We start from the raw sequence: 24,399 nt of genomic DNA, 5'->3' as shown, positions 1-24,399 counted from the left end.
GGTTTTCCTTTTTGCCCGCGGCGGCTCGTAATTTCCGCTTTGGGTTCAGTTGGGCCGGGGCCGCGTTTTGCGGCCCCGGCATTTTCGAAGGGTAGCAAGGCCCGAAAATGCGAGCCCCGCCTTTTGACTTAAACGTCCGTGTCGTCGCTGGCGTGGGACATGGTCATCGAACCACCCACCATGGTCGTATCGACCGTGTTGCCCAGGACGTTGGCGCCCATGATGATCGACTGGTTGAACGCAGACGTATCAACGACAGCTGCCGCCGATGCATAGGACTCGCCGGTCACGATGCCATCGCCACCATTGTTCGCGCCCCAGGCACCACCATTGCCGCCGGCACCACCGTCACCTGAATAGGCGCCGCCACCGTTACCACCGGTGATCATGCCACCCATGGTATCGCCTGACGTTGCAGTGCCCATCGAAGCTCCGCTGGTTCCGCCGTTCGCGGCGGATGCGCCACCGGCACCACCGTTGCCCGAGTCGGCCGCACCAGCTGCGTCGCCCGACCCAGTCGATGTGGCGTCATTGTCGGAACTGCCTTCGCCACCGTATCCGGCAATTGCTTCGGCCAAGCTGTCAGCCGCACCGTTTGTGTCGGCGTCTCCGAAGATGTCGGCAGCTCCGCCGTTGCCTGCGGTATTGGCCGCGTCGGCAGACCCGGCTCCGTTGCCGGTAGACGTCGATGTTGGCGTTGTGCTACCGCCCGCGCCGCCGTCGCCGTCGGCAGCCGATGTTCCGGTACCGGCCGCATCCGCTGCGCCATCTGCTGCGTTCGACCCGCCGTTACCGCCGCTGCCGTCGGTGTCCTGCGAGTTGCTGGCCGCGCCGTTCACGTCGCCGGGGCTCTGGTCGATATCCGGCCCGCTTGCCGACTGATCGCCAACACCCTGCGCATCGGAATCCGCATCAGCGGTCCCACCGGAGCCGTCGCCGCCCGAGCCGTCGCCACCTGAACCGTCGCCGGCCGTGCCGTCGCCACCGGTGCCGTCACCGCCGGTACCGTCGCCGCCTTCGCCTGCTTCGGCGTCAATCATGCCCAGCTCTTCCTGCAAAGCCATGATTGCAGCTTCGACCATCGCGCCGAATCCACCTTCGCCGTCGCCGCCGGTACCGTCGCCACCGGTGCCGTCACCGCCAGTGCCGTCACCGCCGGATCCGTCACCACCGGTTCCCGTTCCGCCAGAGCCGTCAGCCGAGCTGTCCGCGCCGCTGTCAGCAGAGCCGTCAGCAGTGTTGTCACCCGCAGTGGCGTCATTCGCATCGGTGTTGCTGTCGCTGGTGTTCGAAGCCGAACCATCTGCCGCAGCATTACCATCGCCACCATCCGCGCCGGACGCATCCGCAGCGTTGTCCGCCGTTCCGGTCCCGGTTCCTGTCGAGTCGGAATCGCTGTCGCCGCCGTTTGCGTTACCGGCTGCGTTCGAACCGGACAGACCCAGGCCCAGACCCAGACCAAACGAATCCGCGCTGCCGCCGGCTCCGCCGGTTCCGCTGCCATCGGCACTTGTGCTGCCATCATTGTCGGACGAAGCCGAACTATCCGCGGCACCGCCATCTCCACCGGCGCTGTCACCGTCGGATCCTGCGCCCGCCATACCAACACCATTGCTGGCATTGCTTGCGTCACCGGTCGATCCGCCCCGGCCGGCGCTGGAATCGGCATCTGCACTGCCGGTATCACCACCGTCAGCCCACGCGTGGCTGCCCAAGGTTGATGAATCGGCCGCTCCACCGTAACTGGTTCCACCGTCGCCAGATTTTCCACCGTTGGCATCCGAGCTGATACCTTCAGCCGCAGTTGCCGTGCCGCCATTGGCATCGCCGTTCTGGGTGAAGTCGGCGTTGTTGGATACGGTCGGTGAATCAAGCGTGTCGTCGTCGCTCAGGCTGGCGACCTGGCTGTTCACGGATGACATTGCCGTTCCGGCGTCGTCCATCGAGATATCCAGATTCATGTCATCGCCTGGATCATAGGTCAGATCGCGGCCAGCAGTGATCACGTCACCCACTGTCGCCGAGTCACCAAGATCCAGATCAACCTGATCATCGTCGCGCGGAATCCACTCACCGCCGCCGAAATCGATGTTGATTGAGTTGCTGTTGGAGTTGTCGTTGGTGTTGTCGCCGGCATTAAGCGTCTGGTCTTGATCCTGACCCTGGTCCTGATCCTGACCCTGGTCCTGATCCTGACCCTGGTCCTGACCTTGGTCTTGGCCCTGATCCTGGCCCTGCTCGTTGGCGTTTTCTACATTTTGGTCCTGCTGCTGTTGCTGCGCAGTCACATCGGCTTCGACAAGAGCCTCATCAACCTGAATTTCAACATCAACCGGAGCTTCCAGGTTTTCGACAACAATTTCGTCAACGGTCGTTACGTTTGTATTGTTTACATTACGTCTCATAACAAATTCCCATTTCTGGAACGCCTGACCGCCATTCATCTACAAAGCGGCAACGGGCGTGATTGAAACTAAAATACCCGCACAGCGTTCAAACACGCTGAATGCGGTCCACCGTCGTTTTCTTTAGGCCACCTCCTTTCCCGGCTAAGCCGAATACGCGACCGTTCACAATCGATGCTGAAATACGCAAGGAACGGGCGCGGCAGGGACAGACGCTTTCACAATTAAAGCCTGACCATGTTCGCAGTGACGCACGCTTGCGACTAGCTAACTGAAAGTTCTGGTGAGATTAACATATTGTTTTTATTGTTTATTTTGAGAATGCAGTGGAACTTTAGCCGAACTGGATCAAAAAGTTCTAAATTAAGAAAACAATAAAAAATAATGCAATTGTTTCCAATGGTTACACAATGCCACACCGAAAAACCTAAACAATAGTTCTATATCTAAGGCACTTGAACTATACCGTCTGGTTGTAGAAAATCACGTTTTCAGCTACAATAAACCTCACGTAATTCTTTGATTAGTTAACTACTTTTTCACCGGCAATTCCATTTCGATAAAGCCATTTCCGGTTAACCCCGTTTTGTGAGGGAATATAATGAGTGAGTCTTTGAACAATGAAACCGGCAATCAGAGTTTTTATTCAGAAGATTTTTCGATTGTCTTCCTCGGGAAAGAACTATTCTATTCAAATCAAACTCTAAGAAGCGTTCAAACTGAATTTGGCGTCCGCGCTTTTCGCTTCGAAACACTCGAGGCAATGCACACACATGTTCCGGACAGCGGCAAGATCGTCGTTGTGGATCAGATGTTGATCGAGGACCTTTTGACGCGCGCCGATGCATACACCAAAAGTGCAGGTTCCGGCTGTCTTGCTTTCGCCTATCGCAAAGAGGAATCCGCCCGACACCTGTTCGAAGGCTGGAACCGCGCGCAGTTTGGAGATGTCGGCTTTTTACCGATGAACGTGGCACCGGACGCGTGGCGCGCCATCCTCAGACTGCTGATGCACGAGGAACTTTATCTTCCCAGCTTTCTGGCTGACTGTGTTTCACCCCCCTGTCAGCGCGCGCCCGAGAGACCACGGCGACGGGAGGCCATTACTTCCAACGGCGCAGATCGGCACGTACAGTATTCCAAGCTGACACGCCGCGAAAAACAGGTTTTGCAACTGGTTTCAGAAGGCAAAAGCAACAAATTGATTGCGGCCAAGCTGGGCATCACGGAACACACGGTCAAGCTGCACATGCATAACGTTGTCGGAAAGATTGGCGTCAGCAACCGGACGGCGGCTGCTCATTTCTATTTCGAGGTTGCGCCTCATGAGGCGCAGCAGACCGCCCTTGACTGATCCGTTCGAAGCCCGGTTCGACCGCCTGATCCTTTTGGTCGGCAGGCTGAACTATATGTGGACAAACACCGAAAGCCTGCTGATCCATCTGATCGCCGGCCTAACCGGAACGTCCAAGGACGTGGCCGTAATCATCTTTCTGACTTTGAACACCACCCGCGCGCGAATAGATCTGGTTGAAAGACTTGCAAAAATGGAAGGGCGCCCTGCCCAGGTCCGAGATCCGATCCTTGAACATACGCAAAGGCTGGCCAAGCTTTCTGGCATCCGCAACAAGTACAACCATTGCATCTATTCCTTCGACCCTGAAAGCGGAAACCCGAAAACGATCCTTATGCGGATCGCTGACCGCAAAACCGACATAAAACTAGGCCGCGAAGATACCGTCGACGACAATGCCCTGCTCCAAATCGAAGCAGTCGTTGATCAGCTGTCAGCCGCGAACAGGGACATTTGGAAACTGATCCGACAATTGGGGTTTCCGGTTTAGGCTCGGTCGCACAGCAGAGTTGAGTGGGCCCCTCGCAGCACCCGCGCGTCCCCCACGGCGCCACCTGCCACGCACGCATAAGTCACCGAGATTTTTTGGTGCGGGCGGTGGGACTCGAACCCACACGGGCATACGCCCTTCAGATTTTAAGTCTGATATGTCTACCATTCCATCACGCCCGCACGGCGCAGCCCCTGGGGCCGTGCAATTTCCTTACAAGCACAGCGGGATGAGAACAATGCGCTTTGACGCAGATGGACCGGGATTTTTCGGTGGAAAGCTGTGTCTGCCATCGCCGTCGTTCTTCGGCTGGGTCCCTTCCCTGTTTCGAGGTCACGTGACAATCGCCTTTCCGACATCATCCCTTCCTCGGCAATCCATCTTCGCGCGGATTGCGCTGTGCGTTCACTTTGCGCATGACCTTGGTGTCGCGTCCATTTGCCACCGCTGAGAACCGTTCTTCGCCCAATCGCAAAGAAGACCTGGCCGGTTTTTCAGCGTCTTGGAATGATCCTTTGTTGGTGCTTCCATCGTTTACAAATAAAAATATTCATTTTAATGATTGCGTATGAGTGAAATTCCTTTGTCCCGACGCAGCTTCCTGTTCAATGCCACGTGTCTTGCAGCACTTGGAGCTCAAGCCAGAATCGTTCAGGCAGAGCTGCGGCTCGGTCCTTCAGCCCGAATTACGACCGTGTCAGACGGATACCTGTCATTGCCACCTGATGTTGTTTTCGGAGCCATGCCCAAAGAGGCGGTCGAGCAATTCCTGACCCGCAATCAAGCGGACGCGACCAAGTACGAGCCAGAGTGCAACGTCACGCTTTATCGGGATGACGAAAACACCGTGCTGTTCGATGCTGGAGCGGGGCCGGACTTCATGCCCACATCGGGCAAACTTATGGAAACTTTTGAAGCAATTGGCTTGTCGCCCGAAAGTGTCACGCATGTGGTTTTCACCCACGCGCACCCGGATCATATCTGGGGTGTTCTGGATGATTTCGACGACCTGCTTTTCCCTAATGCGACGCACCTCATTGGACGCAAAGAATGGGATTACTGGTGGAACCCCTCAACGGTGGACACGATAGGTGACGATCGCACCGCGTTCGCGGCCGGTGCAAAACGGCGATTGGAAGCAATTGAGGATCAGGTCGCGTTCTTCGAGGATGGGCAAGAGATACTTCCGGGCATTGCGGCACGGGCAAGCTTTGGGCACACGCCCGGTCACATGGCTTTTGAGCTTCGAAATGGGAATGAGTCCGTAATGGTCGTCGGCGACGCGCTGGGAAATCCGCACGTGGCCTTTGAACACCCCGATTGGCACAGTGGAACGGATCAGGATCCCCAGGTCGCCGCAGCTGCGCGTTACTCACTTCTGGATCAGGTTTCCGAAGAGGAAATGAGAATAATCGGCTTCCACCTGCCGAACGGTGGAATTGGCCGCGTCGAAAAGACCGGTCCTGCCTACAGATTCATTGGAGAGGCGTCATGATACGATCATTCGTGATTGCGGTTGCTTTCGTCACACCGGCCTGGGCAAGCGAGGATATTGCAGACCAGTATCCGCAAAGCGTTCTGTATTCCAAGCCGGTCGAATTCATCCCTGGCGTCTATTCCGCCATTGGCGCAACCGCTCCGCCGACCTACGAAAACTCTGGTCACAACAACAACCTGAGCTTCATCGTAACAGGTGAGGGCGTGGTCGTTGTCAACGGCGGTGCCGCCTATGTCCTTGCCGAGGCACTTCACAAGGAAATTCAGGCGATTACGGATCAGCCGGTCACGCTTGTCTTCAACGAGAACGGTCAGGGGCACGCGATGCTTGGCAATGCCTACTGGTCGGAAATCGGGGTTCCAATCGTCGCCCATTCGGATGCAGCAGCTGAGTTCGAGGAATATGGCCCTCAGATTCTGGAGGGAATGAAACGATACAATCAGGACAAGGCAGAGGGCACGTTTCTGGCAGGCCCAACCGAGACATTCGATGATGAATACGTGATCGAGATGGGCGACTTCCGGATCGAGGCCAAATACCTCGGACCGGCCCACAGCCCCGGCGATATCTCGATCTGGTTGCCGAACCAAAGCCTTGTCATCGCGGGTGACATGGCATTCCACGAGCGCATGCTGCCGATCTTTCAGGATACCTATACCGCGGATTGGCTGGAAACCTGGGACAACGAGTTCGAGGCTTTGAATGCCACATATGTCATACCCGGGCACGGTCATCCCACGAATATGGATCAGGTGCGCCGTTATACGCGCGATTACCTGGTGTATCTGCGAACCAGGATTCAAGAACATATGGATGCGGGCGGCGATCTGACCGAAGCCTATTATGTCGATCAGTCCCCCTATGCCCATCTGGACGCGTTCGAGGAACTGGCAACCAAGAACGCCGGACGCGTTTTCGAACAGATGGAGTTCGAGTAAGTCAGGAATGCTGCAATACCGGCAGCCGCATCAAAAACCTGTGCGTGCCTATCGCCCCAACCCACATGAAGAAAACTGCAAGCCAGGCTGTCAATGACAGGGCGGACCCGCCTGAAAGTCCCGCGCCCACGGCGCAACCTCCGGCCAGCATCGCCCCGAATCCCATGAGGACAGCTCCGACGAGGTACCGTTCCATCGGAGTGTCCGAGCCAAAACGCTCGATCCTCCACTCGCTGGAAATGATGGCAGATCCTGCTGCCCCAATGGCCACGCCCGGCACAAGACCGATACCGAAAGACAGCACCACATTTCGCTCTGCAACCAACGCCATCAGCGTGTCTGTGGCCGGGCCGGTAAACGTCACCGAAGACACGGGGACGACCTCAAAAGATGCCTGCGCGATGGAAAACGTCATGAACCAGCCAAGCGCCACTGCCCCGCCAACTCCGGCGGCTGTCACGATCTTTGCAGGCGCGACTTTCCTGTGAAGGGCAAACACGATCGACAAGACAAATCCAATTGCGGCGACGGCCGAATAGACCGATGGGGGGAACCCCATTATTTCTGCAAGATCGCGCTCTGCACCTCCTGAGATGGTCCACAGACCGGAAATCGCTTCACGGGCCGGGCTGAGAACGCCTGTGTAGGCGGCCTGAGCCACCAAGGTCAAAATCAACCCTGTCACAAGTGCTCGTAGATTGCCGCACGAGGCCAATACCAGCAGGCGAGATGCGCATCCGCGCGCAAGAACCATGCCGATGCCAAACATCGCCCCACCAATAACCGCACCGCTAAGGCTGCCGGTGGACGCGATGGCGCGTGCCTCGGAAAGGTCCAGCAATTCAAGCGAGACAAGCGCCTGTACAAGCGTCAGTGCCGCGGTAAAGGCGATCAGCCAAACCGCCAAGCGGGGGCCAAACTTACCTTCGGCGACTTCCACCGTCGATGCGCGCAAACAAAAATGGGACTTCTGAGCCGTCACGCCGAACAGGATACCGACCAGCACTCCGGCAAACGCCAGGGTGCCCGGGTCTCCTAGCAAATCGATGAGCCTCTCCATGGACAGAAACTCTCACTTCGTTGCGTGTGTGTCTTTGTCTTTGGTCAATTCGTCAGCGTCATTGCGCAGCCATTGGCCTGCGTGCCAATTGGCATTGCGTCCATAACTCACCCAATGCAGATACCAGCCGGTCCACGTCTTCACAGGTGTGCACCGGCGACGGCGTAATCCGCAGACGTTCCGTTCCTTTGGGGACAGTTGGATAGTTGATGGGCTGGATGTAGATCCCATAATCACGCATCAGCACATCCGAAATGAATCGACACTTGACCGGATCGCCGACCATGACCGGAATGATATGGCTTGGGTTCGGTGTATGGGGAATACCCAGATCGTCCAGCCTGTCCCGGACTTCGCGCACGCGCTTTTTGTGCTGTTGCCGCTCTGCATTGCTTTGCTTCAGGTGCTTCACCGAAGCCGCAGCTCCTGCCGCCACGGCCGGAGGCAAAGCAGTGGTGAAAATAAACCCGCTAGCAAAGGACCTGACAAAGTCGACAAGCTCCTTCGACGCCGCGATGTACCCGCCGACCACGCCGAACGCCTTGCCCAAAGTCCCTTCAATCACGGTCAGGCGGTCCATCAGGCCCTCGCGCTCGGCGATGCCCCCGCCGCGCGGACCGTACAGCCCGACCGCGTGAACCTCATCCAGATAGGTCATCGCGCCATACCGGTCCGCCAGATCACAGACCTCGGCAATCGGTGCAATATCGCCGTCCATGGAATAGACGCTTTCAAACGCGATCAGCTTGGGCGCATTTGCAGGCAGGTCCGCAAGTTGCCTTTCAAGGTCTTCAAGATCGTTGTGCTTCCAGATCCGCTTTTGACAACGGCTGTGACGAATCCCCTCGATCATCGAGGCATGGTTCAATTCGTCGGACAGTACCGTGATTCCGGGGATGCCGGACGCCAAGGTTCCCAAGGCCGCCCAATTGGATACGTAGCCGGACGTGAACAGCAATGCTGCGTCCTTGCCGTGAAGGTCCGCAAGCTCCTGCTCCAGAAGCACATGTTCGTGCGTGGTCCCCGAGATATTCCGCGTCCCACCGGCACCTGCACCGCATCTGTCGATCGCCTCGTGCATGGCCGCAAGAACCTTGGGATGCTGTCCCATTCCAAGATAGTCGTTCGAGCACCAGACAGTGACTTGTTCGGGACCACCCCCTGCGTAACTGCGCGCCGTTGGAAACGCGCCGCATTGACGTTCGAGGTCTGCAAAAACCCGGTAGTTTCCTTCCTGTTTCAGTAGATCAAGTTGATCTCGAAAATACTGCCGGTAGTTCATTTCAATCCCCAACGGCCTCTTCAACGATTCCAGACAACAGGGTCTGGACCTTTTGCATTGGGCCGTCCGGATAGCTTCGGTATCCGACCTTCACCCCGTCATCGTCCTCGGCCACGAAAATCCCGTATGGGCAATAGCCGATATTCATCGGATCAGCTTCCATCACCTCACGCGAAATCTTTGCCGAGCAAAAAATAAAGATGTCCGCCGCCGCGAATATCTGTTTGTCGCTGCCGACATCAGCGCCCGTTCGGTTCAACATTTCTCCAACGTGGCTCACATAGTCGATGACCAGCCCCTGCCCGACAATTGCGGACTCGACCGCAAAGGTGGCATCATCAAAACTTCCGTCAAAGGGGGTCGTGATGATATCCTCGGCAAGCCCTTGACTGGCAGAGACTGCAAAGAACGCGGCCGTGATGATTGAGTGTTTCATGATCTTGATCCTCCTCCTGAGCCGCAGTTTCTCAGATTGAGCTTCGGGGGCTTTGACCCGTGTCAAAACCCCCGAAAACTTCTATCCAAACATGTCCGAGGTGATACCGGCGTACCAACCCAGCGACTCTTCATACGTTGCTTTTCTCAGATCGGCATCTTCGCCGGTCTGGCTGATGAACCCGTCCACCTTGGCGATTTTTTCCGGCGTCGCCTCGTAGGTTGCGCCAACCTTCACGCCATCATCCGTGTCGATCAGCGACCAGCATGTGTTGGAGAACTTGGCCGGGAACACCTTGGATCCGGTCAACGCGCCCCGCACGGCATTCGCGCACACTTTCGCCTGACTATTGGCCGAGAAACCCGATTTCGGCATGTCACCCTGCTGGCTGGCATCGCCCAGGACATAGATGTCCGGATCCGCCTTGGAGGACATATCCGCGGCGTTCACCGGCGCCCAGTTGCCTTCGGTCACTCCAGCCATTTCGGCAATGCGTCCGGCTTTCATCGCCGGGATCACGTTGCAGACGTCGACTGTGGTCTCTTCTCCGTCGATGGTCACCGTCATCGCGTCCGGGTTTACCGAGACATTGCCGCCACCGAAGTCTTCACCAATCCAGTCGACCATGCCTTCGTAATGGTTTGCCCAGCCTTCCTGGAACAATGCCATCTTCGAAAACTTCGGCTTCGGATCCGCCACGATGATTTTCGCAGTGGGATTGTTTGCTTTCAGAACATGCGCAACCATCGAGACCCGTTCATAGGGTCCGGGCGGGCAGCGGTACGGGTTTGGTGGTGCAACCATCGCAAAAGTACCGCCTTCGGGCATCGCCATGATCTGAGCTTTCAGAAGTTCTGTCTGCGAGCCGGCCTTGTACGCATGCGGCATCTTGTTTTGCGCCGAGACGTCCCAGCCTTCAACAGCCCCGTCGACAAAATCGATACCCGGGCTGAGGATCAGCTTGTCATACGGAACCGAGCCACCCCCGGCCAATGATACAGTCTTGGCATCGCGGTCAACACCGATGGCCCAATCGTGGACCACGTTTATCCCATAGTCGGCGGCAAGCGTGCCATAGCTGTGCGCGATATCCGACAGTTCCTGGAACCCTCCAAGATACAGGTTCGAGAAGAAGCAGGTGTAGTAGGTCCGCGACGGCTCGATCAGCGTCACGTCGATCTCACCTTTGCTGTCCTTTGCAATATAGCGGGCAGCCGTAGCGCCGCCTGCACCGCCGCCGACAACAACGACCCGAGGCCTGCCCTGAGCCAGAACCATCGGTGCAGATAATCCGGCTGCCGCCACCCCGGCGGCTCCTAGAAATGTACGTCTATTGAGTGTCATCGCGTTTCCTCCCCTTGGGCACAATCACTCTGGGTTATTGAAATATGCGGCCAAGGCCGCGATCTCGTCATTGCTCAGCCTTCCGGCGATCATTTGCATAACCGGGTGTGGCCGCTTTTTGTCCTTGTATGCGTGCATGGCGACGACAAAATCCTCGTCGGGCCAATACACGATCGACGGGATACCCTCGTCACTTCCCTCGATCTGATGGCACGTCGTGCATTCGCTGCTGAGATATGCGCCGTATTCGGGGTCTCCCTGAATCGCCAGGATCGCTGGATCGACGGAATGGTCCGTGCCTTTCGCGGTTGGGTCCGCTTCGGGAATATCCCGAGGGTTGTCTGAAAACCCCCGCAAATAGGCAATCACATTGGCCCGGTCTTCCGGGTCTTTCAGACCGCGAAAGCTCATCCTTGTGCCCGACGCAAATGCACGTGGATCTTCGATATAGGCTGACAGAGTGTCAGCGTGCCATTCCAAACCCGAATTTCCCGCGCGCACCAGGCTTTTGGAATAATTGAAACCGTCAAGGCCCGCGGCCTTGCGCCCAAAGACACCATTCAGATGCGGGCCGATTTTGTTTTCCGCTCCTTCGCCAACCTGATGGCAGCCCTTGCATTTGGCGAACACTGTTTTCCCGGCCTCGGCATCACCAAGGTCTTCGGTTGCGTAGGTCGATGTGGCGAAAGCCGCCAAGACCGCCGTGCACGCCAGTATGTCCGGCCACCGCATGATCAGCTTCCAAACGATTTGAGGTAGACAATCACGGCCTCAACGTCGTCTGGCTTCGTGAGCCCCGCAAAAGACATTCGCGTGCCCTTCATGTAATCCTTGGGTTTCGTCAGGAAGGCCGCCATTTCCTCATCCGTCCAAACTAGGCCGGCCTCGGATGCGGCTTTCATCGCCTTGGAGTATTTGAACCCCTCGACCGATCCTGCATTGGCCCCGACAATTCCGTTCAACGCCGGCCCGGTGCCGTGCTTTGCACCTTCACCCACCTGATGGCAGGCTTTGCACTTCTTGAAGACTTTCGCTCCGGCGGCAACCAGTTCCGTTGCTTCGTCGGTCTTTTCGGCCTCTTGAACGGCTGGCTCCGCGGCGGCTTTTTCCTCGGGCTTGGGTGCCGCTGCCGGAATGAACGACGGGCCGTCCGCAGTGAATGTCGGCAACCCCTCAACGGTGGCATCATTCATCGCCGAGTTCGACCCACCTTCGGGCGGCGTCTCGACCAGAAAAACGGAACGCATCGTGACAGCAGCCTCTGCCTTGCAGTTTTCCATGCAAGGCTCTTTGCGCCATTCAGCGTACTCGGTCTCGGGTCGCGTATCGACGACAAAACCGTCTTTGTTGTACATCTCGAATTCGGCGAAGTTTTCGTTGCTCAGTTCGAAATCGTCATCCACCAAATCATTTGAATACAGGATGTAGGCAACAATCGCATAGGTCTCATCCGCGGTCAAAGTGCCCGCCTCGCCAAATGGCATGGATCGGGAAATGTAGTCCCAGGCAGTAGACAAATGCGGCCAGTAGGACCCGACGGTCTTGACGGGATCTTCGTTTGCAAGCGTATCGAACCCACCGGCAAGAACGGGCCAGTTGTCCACACCTTCGGCAAACTCTCCGTGACATGACGCACAGCGGTCGGCAAACACTTCTTCGCCGGTCCAAACGTCGCCCGATCCGACAGGCAAGCCCCGCCCGTCCGGCAAAACGTCAACGTCCCAGGCCGCGATCTCTTCCTCCAGCGCAGGCCGTCCAAGCCCATAGGTGCCCTCGCGGCTGGGCGCAGGTGCGGTCAGGTTCGCGCCATTCGCAACCCGTTCCGCTGCGGCGGCCTGAATTTCCTGGACTTTGAGCTCAAGCTGGGCTGCTCGTTCGGCTTCTGACTTCGCTTTTTCCTGTGCGGCTGCTGCGTGGGCCTCAACCTGACCAATCCGGGTTTCCAAAGTTTCGATCTTCAGTTGGCCGAAGTTTCGGTTGGCGAACACCAACGCCCCCGCAAGCAGTAACGCTGTGCCGCCGAATACGGGCAGGAAAACATGGCTAAGAGACTTCGACATTCTCGGCGATCCCCTCTGCGCTTACGTACCACGTCTGGATACAGTTGTTGTGATAGACCGAGTTCTCGCCGCGCTTTTCGCGCAGCTGGTCTTTGGTTGGCTGTACATAGCCGGTCTCATCCATTGCTCGGGCCTGTAGGAGCATGGGCGCCCCGTCCCAATTCGTGTCGAGATAGAAACGTGTCAAAGCCTTGGTGTCGCCCTGCTTGCCAAGGCGTGCCGTCTCCCACGTGATGCCGCCGTCCTTGGATACATCGACACGGGTAATCTGTCCGTGGCCTGACCATGCAAGCCCTGAAATCACCAGCGGCCCGGGCCCATGTTTGATCGGCATTTGCGGGCTGGGCGAGGTTATGACGGATTTCGCATCCATCACCCAAGTCCATTTCTGGGCCGTGCCATCAGCATAAACATCGGTGTACTTTGATGTTTCTTCGCGGCTTTCGACCGCCCTGTCGACGACCTCGATCCTGCGCAGCCATTTGACCCACATGTTGCCTTCCCAGCCTGGCACGACCAGGCGCACAGGATAGCCATGTTCCATCCGCAGGGCCTCGCCATTTGCTTTGAAGGCCACCAACACATCATCCAGCGCTTTTTCCATCGGAATGGAGCGGCCATTGGACGACGCGTCCGCGCCCTCGACATAGACCCATTTGTCGGGCGAGATATCGGCGCCGGCCTCTTGCAACAGCGTGCGCAGCGGAACACCGGTGTATTCCATGTTGTGGATCATACCATGGGTGAATTGCACGCCGTTGAGCTGCGCACCCGCCCACTCCATCCCGGTGTTCGCTGCGCATTCGCAGAAATACACGTGGTTTTCGCGCGGGAAACGTTCGATGTCGTCATACGTAAAGACAAGCGGGCGATCGACCAGACCGTTTATCATCAGCCGATAGTCTTCCTTGCGCAGCTCGATTGCGCCCGAGTGGTGCCGTTCAAAGGCGCAGCCCTGGGGTGTGATTGTACCATCAAGCGCGTGGATCGGCGTGAAGTTGATCGACGAAATCGGAGAGGCGGTCAGCCACTCCACATTGCGGCGCACGACATGGGATTCATAGCTGATCGGCATGCCATAGGGTGTCTCGTCAACGCCTGCACCCGTGTACGATGCCCAATCCTGAAGCTCTGTTATCAGGGGGTCGGGCGTTTCTGCCACTGCCGCACCTGCAACTGACCCCGCGGCGACCGCAGCACTGCCTTTCAGGAAGGCCCGGCGGGACGGTTTGAACGCGTCATCCATATCTCTTAGGTCTCCATCTGTTTCTTAGACGCCGACGACATCGACGCTGGTGTTCTCTTGCACCGTTACGGTTCCAAGGTTGCGAATGTGGTTTTCGACGACATCCCAGATCGGCGGGCCCTCGGTGCCTTCGTTGACGCTGGCCCAGCCGGCCACGACATAGGTTTTCGACGGATCAATCGCTTCACCCGTCTTCAGCAGGGTCATCTCGCTGATCCGCTGCCCTTGCGGCTTGGTCACATCGATGCGGTAACCCAGCCCACCGACACGGACCATATCCCCGCCCTGCTGGTAGTAGGGATCGGGATTGAACAGGTTGTCGCCAACATCCTCAAGGATCACATGGATGAATTCACCCGTCATTTCCGTGCGATAGGCATTCGGATACGACATCGAAGTGACGTTCCAGATGTCCTCGCGCGTGATCTCCTGCCCCGGCAGGATCGACGGCCCCCAACGAACACCGGGGGACATGGCAATGTCTGCCTCCCGCTCCTTAAGCAGGGCATCACAGATCAGGTCATCCCAGGTTCCGTTGAAATTGCCGCGACGATAGAGCAACGAGTCCGTTTTGCCGATCACTTCACTGAGCGTCGCCTCATAGGGCGCGCGCTGCTCATCTATCAGGGCGGTGATCGCAGGATCCGGAGCGATAACATCAGAGAAGATCGGGATCAGCTTGTGCTTCAACCCCATCAACTGCCCATCCCGCACATCCAGATCCACGCGGCTGACGAACTTGCCGTTCGAGCCGGACGCGATGATATGCGTTTTGCCCACCAGAACCGGCTCGGGCAACGCATCATGGGTGTGGCCACTGAGGATCACGTCGACCCCCTCCACCCGGCCTGCCATTTTCTTGTCCACGTCAAAGCCGTTATGGCTGAGGACGACGACGACATCGGCACCGGCATCGCGAACCTCGTCCACCACGGCCTGCATGTTTTCGTCCCGAATGCCGAAAGAGTATTCAGGGAACATCCAACCCGGGTTCGCGATTGGCATGTAAGGGAACGCCTGTCCGATCACGGCAACCTTTGCACCTCCCCGGTCAAAGAACTTGTAGGGCTTGAACAGTTCCGCAGGTTCATCCCATTCGGCATCAAAGATGTTCTGACCCAAGGCGGCAAAGGGCAGCCCTTCGACGATTTCGTTGACTCTGTCGCTGCCCAGCGTGAACTCCCAATGGAAGGTCATTGCATCAGGTTTCAGCGCGTTCATGACATTGACCATGTCCTGACCAGCCGTCTGGTAACAGGTGTAAGACCCGTGCCAGGTATCGCCGCCATCCAAAAGCAGGGCATCGGGCCGGTCCGCACGGATGGCATTGATCACCGTCGAAACCCGGTCCAAACCACCAACCCGACCGTAGGTCTTTGCCAAGGCTGAAAAGTCGTCGTAGGTCAGCGCATAGGCCGACGAGCTGCCATCTTCGATCCCGTAGGCCTTGCGGAACGCGGCCCCCGTGACATGCGGCATCTGCCCCTTTGCCTCACCGATACCCAGGTTTATCTCGGGTTCACGGAAGTATATCGGTTTGAGTTGTGCGTGAATGTCGGTGACATGGATCAGGCTGATATTGCCAAAGGTCTCAAACTCCAGCAGCTGATCCTGCGTCAGACTTTGCTGTGCGGAAAGCCTGGCCCAATTGCCAAACCCGGATGCCCCGTACAGAGCCGATGCCGCCATTGAAACCTGCAAGAAGTCACGTCGAGAAATCATCTTTCGGCTTTCCTGTTTCACATATAAATGTATGAATGTCAAACTAACGGAAAAACCCGCGCTGGACACTTCCTACGCGGGCCTGTTGTTACTGGCGTACGGCCGGAGTTTCGACTGAAAGCCCGTTGCCACGCGAGGCAACATAAAGCTCCAGCGCACGAAATTCGTCTGAACCTTCGGCAAAGGTTTCCGCCCGCGTATCACGAATACAACCGCGGAAACGATTGTGTCGCGAAATCAGCTTGGCCTGTTTCAAACGATACGTCGGGAACCCATTGATCATTCCCTGGCTCAGGTGATCTGCCCGGATCATATTGCCCCAATTGTCTTCATGACAGTTGGCACAGCTCAGCTCTAACTGGCCATAGCGCGTATAGTACATTTCCTTGCCCTGTTCCCAATACGGGGCGGCGTCACCGTCAATGGCAACGTTCATGGGCATCCCGCGTGACTGTAGGCCGATCAAAGCGACCATGCCCTGCATATCGCCGCCGGACCATTTCCAGGCATCGGCCTCCATGTGCTCGGTCCGGCACGCGTTGATCAGATCTTCCATGACCACCAGCTTGCCGGTTTCGGCATCAACCTTCGGCATGGAAGCCTGCAATCCCTTGAAGCTTTCCACCCCGTCGTGGCAAGAGGCACAGCTTTTGCCGGCAGCCCCATCGACTGTCTCAAAAAGGTCGGCAGCCTGGTCGACGAAGATCATCGCCGGATTGTCGAAATCATCAATCTGAAGGGCCTGGGTTTCATCCGTACGGAAATGCCAACCGGAATAGATCGTGTCCAGGTTTTCCAGATGCGCCGGCGCTTCGGTGACCGAGGTCATGTCCAGCTCGTCATTGATCACAAGATTGTCTTCGTCAGGTCCGGCCAATGCTGCCACTGGGAAAACCAGAACTGCCGCGATCGCCGTTAATGCCTTTGTATTCATTACGTTCCTCCCTTGGTGGACCAGCGCCAAACGTCATGTCCGGCGCTGATCTGCCTTATTGGTCGAGCCGTCAGGCGATCTCGATCGATTTCTTCTCGTCGTAGACAGAGCCGTCGTCATCGTACCAGGTGAACACGAACTCACCTGCCTCGGGCACGGTTGCCTCAAACTGGAAATACGGGTTAGTTGAGATTGCCGGCTCCATCGTCACATCGACCACCATTTCGCCGTTAAACTCACAGGTGAAACGGTTGATGATCGATCGAGGTATGACGTTGCCTTCTTTGTCCTTGCGCTGACCGCTTTCCATCTTGTGGCTGATCAATGTCTTGATCGTGACGGTTTCGCCAACTGCGGCTTTCTTCGGAACCTTGACGCGGGGTTTCACACCGGATGCCATTGGTTAGTCTCCTGTTCTTCGAGGCGCGCGTGGCTATCAGCCGCCGCAGCCGCCGATTGTCACTTTCACGGTCGCGGATGCCTTGGCAAAGCTGCCATCTGCCATCTTCGCCACGGCAATGACATCCTGCGTTCCGGCAAGGCGGATACGAGTTGAGGCAGCCTGTTCAGCAGCCAGCGGGCCAAAGTTGAACGTTGCGACGCCCGGTTCGGGGTTGCCTGCTGCAACGATCAGAATCGACGCCGCACCCGGGGCGCTTACTTCGATCGGTACGGTGTTTCCGTTTTCGGCGATTTCAGGTGCCGTCAGTGTAACACCGCCGTCAGCCACATCCGCCCCACCGGTAAACGCGGCAATCGCATCCTTAGCGGCCGCATTTGCACGAAACGGCATCATTGTCAGGAACGCGGCGCCCAGCCCAAGGGCCAGAGTTTCGCGGCGAGAGAGTTCCATTTTCAATCTCCTTTGAATCTTCGACAATCACGCTATCGAAGCGCGACTATTCCTCTTTCAGGGTTGCAAGAAACGCGACCACGTCTTCGATTTCCTGCGCTGTCAGGATCGACGTCAGGGGCTCGGTCGGGGCTTTGCCGGTATAGGCGTCGCCCGGGCGGATATAGCCGTCATCCTTGTAGAATGCCGGCATCACCGTGCCTTCGAACGTCCTTTTCGCGTTTGCAACCAATCCGCGAAGCTCGGCTTCGGACCAACGATCACCGGCACCATCCAGTGCCGGGCCAACCTCGCCATGGAACGGAATATCGGCCAAAGCCGAGACCGCATGGCACGCCACGCAATTGCCTTTTGACTTGTCGCCAACGATCAGCGCGCCATTTGCCGCGTCACCGGCTGCGCCGGTCAACGAGACCTCTACGGCACCATATTCACCATAGGTTACGTTTTTCGGGTCGGTATCCGCGGCAAACGCGGCACCCCCTGTCATTGCGCAGACCAATGTTAAGAGTCTCAGCTTCATGATCCCTCCCATTTGCTAACACGCCGACGGCGCTTTGCGACCCAAAGCATTTGTGTACCGTAGTCGACGAGGGCGGTCTGTCGCAACATTAAATTCATTACAATGAATTTTTTTATTTATATCCCCGGACCTCAGTCTTGTGAAACATTGTTTCGCTCCTGAATGCGCCGTGCGTGGTAGCGCTGAAAATCTTCACCATTTTCAAGTTCGTACCGCTTTTCAAAGACCCAGGTGAACAGATCCAAAGTTGTTCCCTTCGAAAACGCCCCCGGCATGACTGCAACCGCTGCATCAATGGCGGTGGCGTCCTCGGGAACCTCTTCCGACAGAAATACAAGGGTCGGCGTAAACAGAATCCCCCATTTGCGCATCAACGCTCTTTGCTCGCTCTCTTCCCCGTCAAAGTCGGTGGCCGTGGTGCTTCCGTGCAGATCCAGTTGGACGACAAAGAAATTCTCTTCGATGTACGCCGCAAGGTCGGGCTGGGGGAAAACCTCTTCGTGCATTTTCTTGCAATAGATGCAGCCCTGTTGCTCGATAAACAAAACCAGGCGCTTGCCTTCATCTGACGCTTCTTCAAGATCCTCGCGAAGGTCTTTGAACGTGTCGCGCATCCACGGTGTTTTATGCAACCCGTCGTCGCCAAGCTCGGCGGCGGAAACCGCCACGCCCACTATGCATGCCATCAAAACTGACAATGTTCGCTTCATGTTTTCCTCCCGTATTATCCGATGGCCGCAAGCCAGGGCATATGGTCCAGCATCCATTGGGCCACGCGATTGATCGAGTTGGTTGCGATCAGAGCGCCGAACAGAATCAACAGACAGCCCATGGCCTTCTCGATCAGGGGTAAATGCTTTCTGAACCGCGCCATCCACTGCATGAAGGGGCGCACCAAAAAGGCCGCCAGAACAAAGGGGGCAGTCATTCCCGCCCCGTAAACGAACAGAAGCATCGCACCGCGCCAAGCCGTCTCGGTTCCGGCCGCCGTAAACAGAATTGCAGCAAGCACGGGCCCGACACAGGGCGTCCAGCCAAAAGCAAATGCCAGTCCCAGAACATACGCACCAATCAGGCTCAGGTTAGATGTTTCACCGACATCCGCCTGAAACTGGCGATACAGGAATCCGATGCGAATCAGCCCCAGGAAATGCAAGCCCATCGCCATGATGATGGCCGCGGCAATCCATCGAAGGATATCGAAGTATTCGCGGATCATTTGACCGAATATCGAAGCCGTGGCTCCAAGCGCCATAAAAATCGTTATGATCCCTGCTGCAAAAGCGATTGCAGAAAGCGTTGCCCTGCGGCGAACGTTGCCGGAAATGACTGAACTTGCAGAAATCTGCTCCATCCCGACACCCGCCAGGTAACTGAGGTAAAACGGCACAATCGGCAGGATGCACGGGGAAAGAAATGACAACACCCCTGCGACCAAAGCCCCTGCAAAAGTGATGTCGAGCATGGTCAAACCCGTCCTGGCACGCTATCATTCATACATTCAAAGTAATAAAGATATAACGCTGCGGTCAATCGGAGCTTGAGATGCGCCACCTTTTCCTGCTTGTGCTTGCGGTCACGTTGCTTGTTTCGCCTTTGGCTTTACGGGCTGAAATGACGCTTCTGATGGCCGAAGAAGATGGGTGCATGTGGTGTGCCCGATGGGATTCCGAAATCTCGGGGATCTACCCGAAAACACAGGAAGGAAATGCCGCCCCGCTTCGGCGTGTCGACATCCATGAAACCCTGCCGGATGGGATCACCCTAAAACGACCTCTCCACTACACTCCGACCTTTGTTTTGTTGGACAACGGCCAAGAAGTCGGCCGGATCGAAGGCTACCCCGGCGAAGACTTTTTCTGGGGGTTGTTGGGCGTGATGCTACGTGACGCAGGGGTACAGGTTGAGACCTCTGGCTAATCGGTGGCAAATTACATAAACTGTTTTGAATGCGTGAAGCTGAGAAAGCGAGGCGATCCTTTTGGACAAACCATCGAAACTGCCGGTGTTCACAAAGGACATGTGTGCAGAAGATCTGGACCGAATGATGGAGAATGCCCAGACGGCATCAAACTTCCTGAAGGCCATCAGCCACGAGGGGCGTCTGATGATCTTGTGCTATCTGTCATCGGGTGAAAAGTCCGTCACCCAGATGGAAGAGATGCTGTCGGCGAGACAGGCCGCCGTATCCCAACAATTATCCCGACTGCGCTTTGAAGGCTTGGTCAAAACACGGCGCGAGGGTAAGACAATTTATTACAGATTGGCTGATGATCGTTCGACGCAAATACTGGAAGTCGTTTACGATCTTTTCTGCCGGGAGACGTAGAAGCCGGTCAAGACGCCGCCAGCTTTGGGAGGAGACTGGCAATGTTCGAAGCATTGGGAGACGCAAATGCCGTTGCTCTGATCGGTTTGATTGGGGGCATCGCTTTGGGGCTGGCTGCACGCATCGGTCGCTTTTGCACGTTGGGTGCCATCGAAGACTTCCTTTACGCAGGCGATGATCGGCGACTTCGCATGTGGGCGGTTGCGATTGGCGTCGCCATTGTTGGAAGCCATGCCGCCATGGCGTTCGGGTGGCTTGACCCGGTCGGAACACGCTACCTTGCCCAGACCTGGAACCCGATCGGTTCGATCGTGGGCGGCCTCATGTTCGGTTATGGAATGGCCATCAGCGGGAACTGCGGTTATGGGGCGCTGGCAAGGCTGGGAGGTGGCGACCTTCGATCCTTCGTCATCGTTCTGATCATGGGACTTTCGGCGTATGTCGTAATGTCCGGCCCCCTGGCATATCTGCGGGTTTGGCTGTTTCCTGTAGAAATGGATATCAGTGCCCCCCAAAGCGTCAGCTTTCTTGCCGAACGATTGACCTCTGTTCCGGCGTGGCTCGTTGGTTCTGCCGTCGGTGTTATTTTGGTGGTCTTCGCTATGGCGAACCAGCAGTTCCGCCGTAAGCCAGCGCAGGTGTTCTGGGGATCTGTGGTTGGACTGGCGATCGTCTCGGGCTGGCTTGGCACGAACTGGGTAGCGACCCACGGCTTTGACGGTGAGCCGGTGCAAACCCATACCTTCGCTGCACCCTTGGGTGACACGATATTCTACTTGATGACAGCGTCCGGAAACACTTTGTCTTTTGCCGTCGGATCAGTCTCGGGCGTTCTGATCGGCGCGTTTTTGGGGTCTTGGTCAAAGGGTCATTTTCGCTGGGAAGCCTGCGAAGATCCACGCGAATTGAAACGGCAGATGCTGGGCGCGGCGATCATGGGCCCCGGAGCGATCATCGCAGTCGGTTGCAGCGTCGGACAAGGCATATCTGCCTTTTCACTTCTGGCCTACAGCGCGCCGGTGACATTCGCCGCGATCTTTGCGGGCGCGGCGCTTGGATTGAGACAGCTCGTGTCCGGACTGTCCTTCATTACCGAGCGCTGAGTTCTTAACACCACCATGCCTTATGCCAAAAAGGTGTCGGTCGCGCTGATCAGCCCCACTTGATTGGTCAGGCTTTGTAAGTTGGTGCATGACCGGCCTTTGGTTGACCGACAGGATGGTTTGCAGCGCTCTCACCCGCAATGCCGCAATGTCGATCGAGAAACCTCCACAGCCCAATCGCATGTGTCACTCCGCAAAAGGCGGAACAGGAATCTTCAACGATCTTCAATGCTAAAAGAACCCAGCCTTTGAGCCGCAAGCCTTCAGACAATCACGAGGCAGGTCTTGCCTCGGATAAACTATCAAAAAAGGCAACAAGGTCTTCAGCAACCGCAGCTTCGGCTTTCTGACACATTGAAGATCTTCCAGCGAAAACGAGAATTCGTCGTCAGCAAAGACCCTGCAAACCCACAAGGCCACTGAGGCAGCAGACGTCACCGCACAGCCAGTCAGGTCTGCGATATTTGAAATCTCCGCCCTGTCTGGCTGCACATGTTGCAGTCTCGGCAAGTGACACGCATTTCTTCGTAAAGCTTTTGTCAGCCTGAATGAATTAGCGCTTTTGCCAAGAACCGGCCTTAGTTCATGCCCAAGGCTTCTTTGTACATCTCGATGACAGCCTCTTGCTCGGCAATATCATCCTTGTCTCTTTTTCTGAGAGAAATGATGCTGCGAAGAGCCTTCACATCGTAGCCGCGCGATTTACTCTCTGCGTACACTTCCTTTATTTGATCCGCGATGTCTTTCTTTTCCAACTCCAGGCGCTCGATACGCTCAACAAATTGGCGCAGCTCCCCAGAGGTGACCTTGTAACTTGCTTCTGCTTCTTCCGACATGCTCATCCAATTCTTCCCAATTCTGGATCATCACCGCTAAGAGAATACAGTTCATACCACCTGTATTCGCCTCAAGCTGTGGTTGCTACACACAAAACAGTTTTCTGGAGGCAAAAGCAACGACGTGCCCGGGCCTCGGCCATGGCTTCTTTCCGCTGTTCCACCAGGTTGTTTTCACCGCATCCAGACCCTCAAACCGTTCGATGAACTGGCACGGCTCATCGGCAGTCACGCGACAGTTGGCGGCAGTCTGATCTTTGATGATGCCTTCCATACGCGTCCGTCCCAAGGGCTGAAATCTGATGCAGGAAGCCGGATACAATGCCGCCGCCCGGGTCGCAAGCACCCAATCCCACCCAATCCCCAAGCGCACTTGTACGGCGTGATCCGTTCCGGTAAGCGCTGGGGTAGTTCACGAAGAGATGTAGGGCACCATGTTCGAATTCATCACTTGGGGCGGCGCAGCCCTTTCTCTGACCGGCCTCGCCGGCCTGATCTGGTGCATTCTTCGCGTGATGAAAGCGCGCAAGGCGGGTCTGTCAGACGACGAACTGCGCGCGACCGTTCAGGGCGTTTTGCCCTGGAACCTGGCGTCTTTGTTCCTGTCCGTCCTTGGATTGATGCTGGTCATCCTCGGGATATCCTTTGGATGACCACTTGTTTCAAATCGGCAGGTTATCGAACTGCGCTTCCATGGCGTCTTCGCACAGGGCTGCATCCAGACGCCGCAGGCGGGACGGCACCTGCATCCCCTGCTGTCGCATACGGTCGACAACCTTGCTCACACTCGGTTGAAGCGCCAAACGCGTATCAAGGCTCGCATTTCTGAGCTCTTGTTCAAGCCGTTCTGCTTCGGAATAAAGACTTGTTGATGTCATAGTACCCTCCCAAGTGTCGCCAGTATCCCAGATATAGGTAACGGGAATAAGACCCGCTGACATTAACCTGAAATTGTGCAGGATATTGCCCAACACATTCGCGTTTTCGGCAATCCGGCGCGGATGGGCTAAAGTTTAAGCTGATTTAATCGTGAATGCCTTGACGCGCATCAAACACAGGTTCGATGTTGCGTCACATTCCATTTTACATATATGATAATGACAACCAATACGGAGGAAATCATGACACCCGCAGTGAAAGCGTTTTTTGACGATCAAACCTTCACGGTGTCCTATGTTGTTCATGAACCGCAAGGGCGTGCCTGCGCCATCATCGACAGTGTTCTGGATTTCGATCATGCTTCGGGGCGCACAGAGACAAAATCGGCTGACGCAATCATCGACTTCGTGCGCGCGCGCGATCTAAAGGTCGAATGGATTCTGGAAAGCCACGTTCACGCCGATCACCTGTCTGCGGCCCCCTACCTGCAACAGGAACTGGGCGGCAAAATCGGAATTGGCGCTCAGATCGTCACCGTGCAGGACACGTTCGGCAAAGTCTTCAATGAAGGAACCGAGTTCCAGCGCGATGGCAGCCAGTTCGACGCCTTGTTCTCGGAGGGGGACAGTTTTCACATTGGGCAGATGCGCGGCGATGTTCTCCATACCCCGGGCCATACCCCGGCCTGCCTGACCTATGTGATAGGCGACGCCGCCTTTGTGGGCGACACGCTGTTCATGCCGGATTTCGGCACGGCCCGCTGCGATTTTCCCGGAGGCTCCTCAGCCACATTGTTTGAATCGATCCAAAAAATCCTGTCGCTGCCGAACGAAACGCGCATCTTTGTCGGGCACGACTACAAAGCGCCGGGCCGCGATGAATATGCCTGGGAAACGACGGTAGGCGAACAGAAAGCGCTGAACGTCCATATCGGACAAGGACGCAGCATCGAAGAATTCGTGGAAATGCGCGACGCAAGGGACGCCACCCTTGCCATGCCGCGCCTGATCCTGCCCTCTTTGCAGGTCAACATGCGGGCGGGGCAAATGCCGCCTGCTGATGAGCAAGGCGATGTATTCCTGAAGCTGCCGGTGAACAAAATCTGAC

General features: G+C 56.5%; 27 protein-coding genes and 1 tRNA gene. 9 read left to right on the top strand and 19 right to left on the bottom strand.

The genetic code is table 11. The annotated features are described in order from the left end of the window. Positions 1-128 precede the first annotated feature (128 nt). Positions 129-2,405, bottom strand: a complete 2,277-nt coding sequence (locus ACR3E6_RS10335; RefSeq protein ID WP_480487008.1) for a hypothetical protein — start codon at positions 2,403-2,405, stop codon at positions 129-131. 763 nt (positions 2,406-3,168) lie between these two features. Between ACR3E6_RS10335 and ACR3E6_RS10330 the strand changes: the two genes are divergently transcribed. Beyond that, positions 3,169-3,759: a response regulator transcription factor gene (locus ACR3E6_RS10330; protein WP_480487006.1), complete on the top strand. Its 591-nt coding sequence runs from the start codon at positions 3,169-3,171 to the stop codon at positions 3,757-3,759. Next, the gene (locus ACR3E6_RS10325) at positions 3,752-4,249 is read left to right on the top strand and encodes a hypothetical protein (protein ID WP_245218139.1); all 498 of its coding nucleotides are present in this window, start codon (positions 3,752-3,754) and stop codon (positions 4,247-4,249) included. The genes ACR3E6_RS10330 and ACR3E6_RS10325 overlap by 8 nt, the downstream gene beginning before the upstream one ends. A gap of 96 nt (positions 4,250-4,345) precedes the next feature. Here ACR3E6_RS10325 and ACR3E6_RS10320 read toward each other — a convergent pair. Next, positions 4,346-4,431 (bottom strand) — tRNA-Leu (locus ACR3E6_RS10320). 386 nt (positions 4,432-4,817) lie between these two features. On the opposite strand from ACR3E6_RS10320, the gene ACR3E6_RS10315 reads away from it, so the two are divergent. After that, positions 4,818-5,744 carry an MBL fold metallo-hydrolase gene (locus ACR3E6_RS10315; RefSeq protein ID WP_480487004.1) on the top strand — a complete coding sequence of 309 codons (927 nt, stop codon included), beginning with the start codon at positions 4,818-4,820 and terminating at the stop codon, positions 5,742-5,744. Further along, positions 5,741-6,685 carry an MBL fold metallo-hydrolase gene (locus ACR3E6_RS10310; protein WP_480487002.1) on the top strand — a complete coding sequence of 315 codons (945 nt, stop codon included), beginning with the start codon at positions 5,741-5,743 and terminating at the stop codon, positions 6,683-6,685. The genes ACR3E6_RS10315 and ACR3E6_RS10310 overlap by 4 nt, the downstream gene beginning before the upstream one ends. 1 nt (position 6,686) lies before the next feature. On the opposite strand, the gene ACR3E6_RS10305 is transcribed toward ACR3E6_RS10310, so the two are convergent. The 14 genes from ACR3E6_RS10305 to ACR3E6_RS10240 all read right to left on the bottom strand — a co-directional run bounded on the left by ACR3E6_RS10305 (position 6,687) and on the right by ACR3E6_RS10240 (position 19,610). Then, the gene (locus ACR3E6_RS10305) at positions 6,687-7,745 is read right to left on the bottom strand and encodes a YeeE/YedE family protein (protein ID WP_171724368.1); all 1,059 of its coding nucleotides are present in this window, start codon (positions 7,743-7,745) and stop codon (positions 6,687-6,689) included. A gap of 58 nt (positions 7,746-7,803) precedes the next feature. Then, positions 7,804-9,027, bottom strand: coding sequence for a 5-aminolevulinate synthase (hemA, locus tag ACR3E6_RS10300; RefSeq protein WP_480487000.1), 1,224 nt, complete (start codon positions 9,025-9,027; stop codon positions 7,804-7,806). A gap of 1 nt (position 9,028) precedes the next feature. After that, positions 9,029-9,463, bottom strand: coding sequence for a DUF302 domain-containing protein (locus ACR3E6_RS10295; RefSeq protein ID WP_171638133.1), 435 nt, complete (start codon positions 9,461-9,463; stop codon positions 9,029-9,031). 81 nt (positions 9,464-9,544) lie between these two features. Further along, positions 9,545-10,807 carry an NAD(P)/FAD-dependent oxidoreductase gene (locus ACR3E6_RS10290; protein WP_171638135.1) on the bottom strand — a complete coding sequence of 421 codons (1,263 nt, stop codon included), beginning with the start codon at positions 10,805-10,807 and terminating at the stop codon, positions 9,545-9,547. 24 nt (positions 10,808-10,831) lie between these two features. Then, on the bottom strand, positions 10,832-11,539 hold the full coding sequence (locus tag ACR3E6_RS10285) for a c-type cytochrome (protein WP_171724371.1): 708 nt from the start codon (positions 11,537-11,539) through the stop codon (positions 10,832-10,834). Between the two features lie 2 nt (positions 11,540-11,541). Continuing rightward, positions 11,542-12,867 carry a c-type cytochrome gene (locus tag ACR3E6_RS10280; RefSeq protein ID WP_480486998.1) on the bottom strand — a complete coding sequence of 442 codons (1,326 nt, stop codon included), beginning with the start codon at positions 12,865-12,867 and terminating at the stop codon, positions 11,542-11,544. Beyond that, positions 12,851-14,113: a sulfite dehydrogenase gene (soxC, locus tag ACR3E6_RS10275; protein ID WP_152457374.1), complete on the bottom strand. Its 1,263-nt coding sequence runs from the start codon at positions 14,111-14,113 to the stop codon at positions 12,851-12,853. The genes ACR3E6_RS10280 and soxC overlap by 17 nt, the downstream gene beginning before the upstream one ends. A 24-nt stretch (positions 14,114-14,137) precedes the next feature. Continuing rightward, positions 14,138-15,835: a thiosulfohydrolase SoxB gene (gene soxB / locus ACR3E6_RS10270; RefSeq protein ID WP_171638143.1), complete on the bottom strand. Its 1,698-nt coding sequence runs from the start codon at positions 15,833-15,835 to the stop codon at positions 14,138-14,140. 88 nt (positions 15,836-15,923) lie between these two features. Further along, positions 15,924-16,769, bottom strand: coding sequence for a sulfur oxidation c-type cytochrome SoxA (gene soxA, locus ACR3E6_RS10265; RefSeq protein ID WP_171638145.1), 846 nt, complete (start codon positions 16,767-16,769; stop codon positions 15,924-15,926). A gap of 70 nt (positions 16,770-16,839) precedes the next feature. After that, positions 16,840-17,169: a thiosulfate oxidation carrier complex protein SoxZ gene (gene soxZ, locus ACR3E6_RS10260; protein ID WP_171724376.1), complete on the bottom strand. Its 330-nt coding sequence runs from the start codon at positions 17,167-17,169 to the stop codon at positions 16,840-16,842. Positions 17,170-17,205: 36 nt separating this feature from the next. Continuing rightward, on the bottom strand, positions 17,206-17,622 hold the full coding sequence (gene soxY / locus ACR3E6_RS10255; RefSeq protein ID WP_209547049.1) for a thiosulfate oxidation carrier protein SoxY: 417 nt from the start codon (positions 17,620-17,622) through the stop codon (positions 17,206-17,208). 46 nt (positions 17,623-17,668) lie between these two features. Beyond that, positions 17,669-18,145 (bottom strand): sulfur oxidation c-type cytochrome SoxX, encoded by a 477-nt coding sequence (gene soxX, locus ACR3E6_RS10250; protein ID WP_209547046.1) that lies wholly within the window; start codon positions 18,143-18,145, stop codon positions 17,669-17,671. Positions 18,146-18,276: 131 nt separating this feature from the next. Beyond that, positions 18,277-18,855 carry a thioredoxin family protein gene (locus ACR3E6_RS10245; protein WP_480486996.1) on the bottom strand — a complete coding sequence of 193 codons (579 nt, stop codon included), beginning with the start codon at positions 18,853-18,855 and terminating at the stop codon, positions 18,277-18,279. Positions 18,856-18,869: 14 nt separating this feature from the next. Next, positions 18,870-19,610 (bottom strand): cytochrome c biogenesis CcdA family protein, encoded by a 741-nt coding sequence (locus ACR3E6_RS10240; RefSeq protein ID WP_171724378.1) that lies wholly within the window; start codon positions 19,608-19,610, stop codon positions 18,870-18,872. Between the two features lie 80 nt (positions 19,611-19,690). Between ACR3E6_RS10240 and ACR3E6_RS10235 the strand changes: the two genes are divergently transcribed. The 3 genes from ACR3E6_RS10235 to ACR3E6_RS10225 all read left to right on the top strand — a co-directional run bounded on the left by ACR3E6_RS10235 (position 19,691) and on the right by ACR3E6_RS10225 (position 21,577). Continuing rightward, entirely contained in the window at positions 19,691-20,065 is a 375-nt protein-coding gene (locus ACR3E6_RS10235; RefSeq protein ID WP_171724379.1) for a thioredoxin domain-containing protein, read from the top strand. A gap of 100 nt (positions 20,066-20,165) precedes the next feature. Then, complete coding sequence (locus tag ACR3E6_RS10230) at positions 20,166-20,474, top strand: ArsR/SmtB family transcription factor (RefSeq protein ID WP_152459831.1); 309 nt, start codon at positions 20,166-20,168, stop codon at positions 20,472-20,474. Positions 20,475-20,515: 41 nt separating this feature from the next. Continuing rightward, positions 20,516-21,577 carry a YeeE/YedE family protein gene (locus ACR3E6_RS10225; protein WP_480486994.1) on the top strand — a complete coding sequence of 354 codons (1,062 nt, stop codon included), beginning with the start codon at positions 20,516-20,518 and terminating at the stop codon, positions 21,575-21,577. A 578-nt stretch (positions 21,578-22,155) separates the two neighbouring features. On the opposite strand, the gene ACR3E6_RS10220 is transcribed toward ACR3E6_RS10225, so the two are convergent. Continuing rightward, entirely contained in the window at positions 22,156-22,419 is a 264-nt protein-coding gene (locus ACR3E6_RS10220) for a DUF2312 domain-containing protein (RefSeq protein ID WP_152457363.1), read from the bottom strand. 79 nt (positions 22,420-22,498) lie between these two features. Further along, entirely contained in the window at positions 22,499-22,687 is a 189-nt protein-coding gene (locus tag ACR3E6_RS10215; protein WP_171638158.1) for a hypothetical protein, read from the bottom strand. A gap of 160 nt (positions 22,688-22,847) precedes the next feature. On the opposite strand from ACR3E6_RS10215, the gene ACR3E6_RS10210 reads away from it, so the two are divergent. Continuing rightward, positions 22,848-23,066, top strand: a complete 219-nt coding sequence (locus ACR3E6_RS10210; protein WP_171117671.1) for a hypothetical protein — start codon at positions 22,848-22,850, stop codon at positions 23,064-23,066. A gap of 9 nt (positions 23,067-23,075) precedes the next feature. Here the strand turns inward: ACR3E6_RS10210 and ACR3E6_RS10205 are convergent, their stop codons facing one another. Beyond that, on the bottom strand, positions 23,076-23,291 hold the full coding sequence (locus tag ACR3E6_RS10205; protein WP_171638160.1) for a hypothetical protein: 216 nt from the start codon (positions 23,289-23,291) through the stop codon (positions 23,076-23,078). Between the two features lie 243 nt (positions 23,292-23,534). Here ACR3E6_RS10205 and ACR3E6_RS10200 point away from each other — a divergent pair, with 243 nt between their 5' ends. After that, positions 23,535-24,398: an MBL fold metallo-hydrolase gene (locus ACR3E6_RS10200; RefSeq protein ID WP_480486992.1), complete on the top strand. Its 864-nt coding sequence runs from the start codon at positions 23,535-23,537 to the stop codon at positions 24,396-24,398. Position 24,399: the final 1 nt, after the last annotated feature.

Source organism: Ruegeria sp. AL3 (genome assembly GCF_056536065.1).
Note: the sequence above shows the minus strand (reverse complement) of the source record. Positions and strands in the feature narration are given on the sequence as shown.

Excerpts from the sequence above, each read along its gene's own strand:
- ACR3E6_RS10215 (WP_171638158.1), bottom strand. The coding sequence starts at position 22,687 with ATGGAAGGCATCATCAAAGATCAGACTGCCGCCAACTGTCGCGTGACT.
- ACR3E6_RS10295 (WP_171638133.1), bottom strand. The coding sequence starts at position 9,463 with ATGAAACACTCAATCATCACGGCCGCGTTCTTTGCAGTCTCTGCCAGT.
- ACR3E6_RS10290 (WP_171638135.1), bottom strand. The coding sequence starts at position 10,807 with ATGACACTCAATAGACGTACATTTCTAGGAGCCGCCGGGGTGGCGGCA.
- ACR3E6_RS10235 (WP_171724379.1), top strand. The coding sequence starts at position 19,691 with ATGCGCCACCTTTTCCTGCTTGTGCTTGCGGTCACGTTGCTTGTTTCG.
- ACR3E6_RS10280 (WP_480486998.1), bottom strand. The coding sequence starts at position 12,867 with ATGTCGAAGTCTCTTAGCCATGTTTTCCTGCCCGTATTCGGCGGCACA.
- ACR3E6_RS10330 (WP_480487006.1), top strand. The coding sequence starts at position 3,169 with ATGCACACACATGTTCCGGACAGCGGCAAGATCGTCGTTGTGGATCAG.
- ACR3E6_RS10200 (WP_480486992.1), top strand. The coding sequence starts at position 23,535 with ATGACACCCGCAGTGAAAGCGTTTTTTGACGATCAAACCTTCACGGTG.
- ACR3E6_RS10245 (WP_480486996.1), bottom strand. The coding sequence starts at position 18,855 with ATGAAGCGAACATTGTCAGTTTTGATGGCATGCATAGTGGGCGTGGCG.
- soxB (WP_171638143.1), bottom strand. The coding sequence starts at position 15,835 with ATGATTTCTCGACGTGACTTCTTGCAGGTTTCAATGGCGGCATCGGCT.
- ACR3E6_RS10240 (WP_171724378.1), bottom strand. The coding sequence starts at position 19,610 with ATGCTCGACATCACTTTTGCAGGGGCTTTGGTCGCAGGGGTGTTGTCA.
- ACR3E6_RS10285 (WP_171724371.1), bottom strand. The coding sequence starts at position 11,539 with ATGCGGTGGCCGGACATACTGGCGTGCACGGCGGTCTTGGCGGCTTTC.
- ACR3E6_RS10230 (WP_152459831.1), top strand. The coding sequence starts at position 20,166 with ATGTGTGCAGAAGATCTGGACCGAATGATGGAGAATGCCCAGACGGCA.
- ACR3E6_RS10305 (WP_171724368.1), bottom strand. The coding sequence starts at position 7,745 with ATGGAGAGGCTCATCGATTTGCTAGGAGACCCGGGCACCCTGGCGTTT.
- ACR3E6_RS10310 (WP_480487002.1), top strand. The coding sequence starts at position 5,741 with ATGATACGATCATTCGTGATTGCGGTTGCTTTCGTCACACCGGCCTGG.
- soxX (WP_209547046.1), bottom strand. The coding sequence starts at position 18,145 with ATGAAGCTGAGACTCTTAACATTGGTCTGCGCAATGACAGGGGGTGCC.
- ACR3E6_RS10220 (WP_152457363.1), bottom strand. The coding sequence starts at position 22,419 with ATGAGCATGTCGGAAGAAGCAGAAGCAAGTTACAAGGTCACCTCTGGG.
- soxA (WP_171638145.1), bottom strand. The coding sequence starts at position 16,769 with ATGAATACAAAGGCATTAACGGCGATCGCGGCAGTTCTGGTTTTCCCA.
- soxZ (WP_171724376.1), bottom strand. The coding sequence starts at position 17,169 with ATGGCATCCGGTGTGAAACCCCGCGTCAAGGTTCCGAAGAAAGCCGCA.
- hemA (WP_480487000.1), bottom strand. The coding sequence starts at position 9,027 with ATGAACTACCGGCAGTATTTTCGAGATCAACTTGATCTACTGAAACAG.
- ACR3E6_RS10335 (WP_480487008.1), bottom strand. The coding sequence starts at position 2,405 with ATGAGACGTAATGTAAACAATACAAACGTAACGACCGTTGACGAAATT.
- soxY (WP_209547049.1), bottom strand. The coding sequence starts at position 17,622 with ATGGAACTCTCTCGCCGCGAAACTCTGGCCCTTGGGCTGGGCGCCGCG.
- soxC (WP_152457374.1), bottom strand. The coding sequence starts at position 14,113 with ATGGATGACGCGTTCAAACCGTCCCGCCGGGCCTTCCTGAAAGGCAGT.
- ACR3E6_RS10205 (WP_171638160.1), bottom strand. The coding sequence starts at position 23,291 with ATGACATCAACAAGTCTTTATTCCGAAGCAGAACGGCTTGAACAAGAG.
- ACR3E6_RS10210 (WP_171117671.1), top strand. The coding sequence starts at position 22,848 with ATGTTCGAATTCATCACTTGGGGCGGCGCAGCCCTTTCTCTGACCGGC.
- ACR3E6_RS10225 (WP_480486994.1), top strand. The coding sequence starts at position 20,516 with ATGTTCGAAGCATTGGGAGACGCAAATGCCGTTGCTCTGATCGGTTTG.
- ACR3E6_RS10315 (WP_480487004.1), top strand. The coding sequence starts at position 4,818 with ATGAGTGAAATTCCTTTGTCCCGACGCAGCTTCCTGTTCAATGCCACG.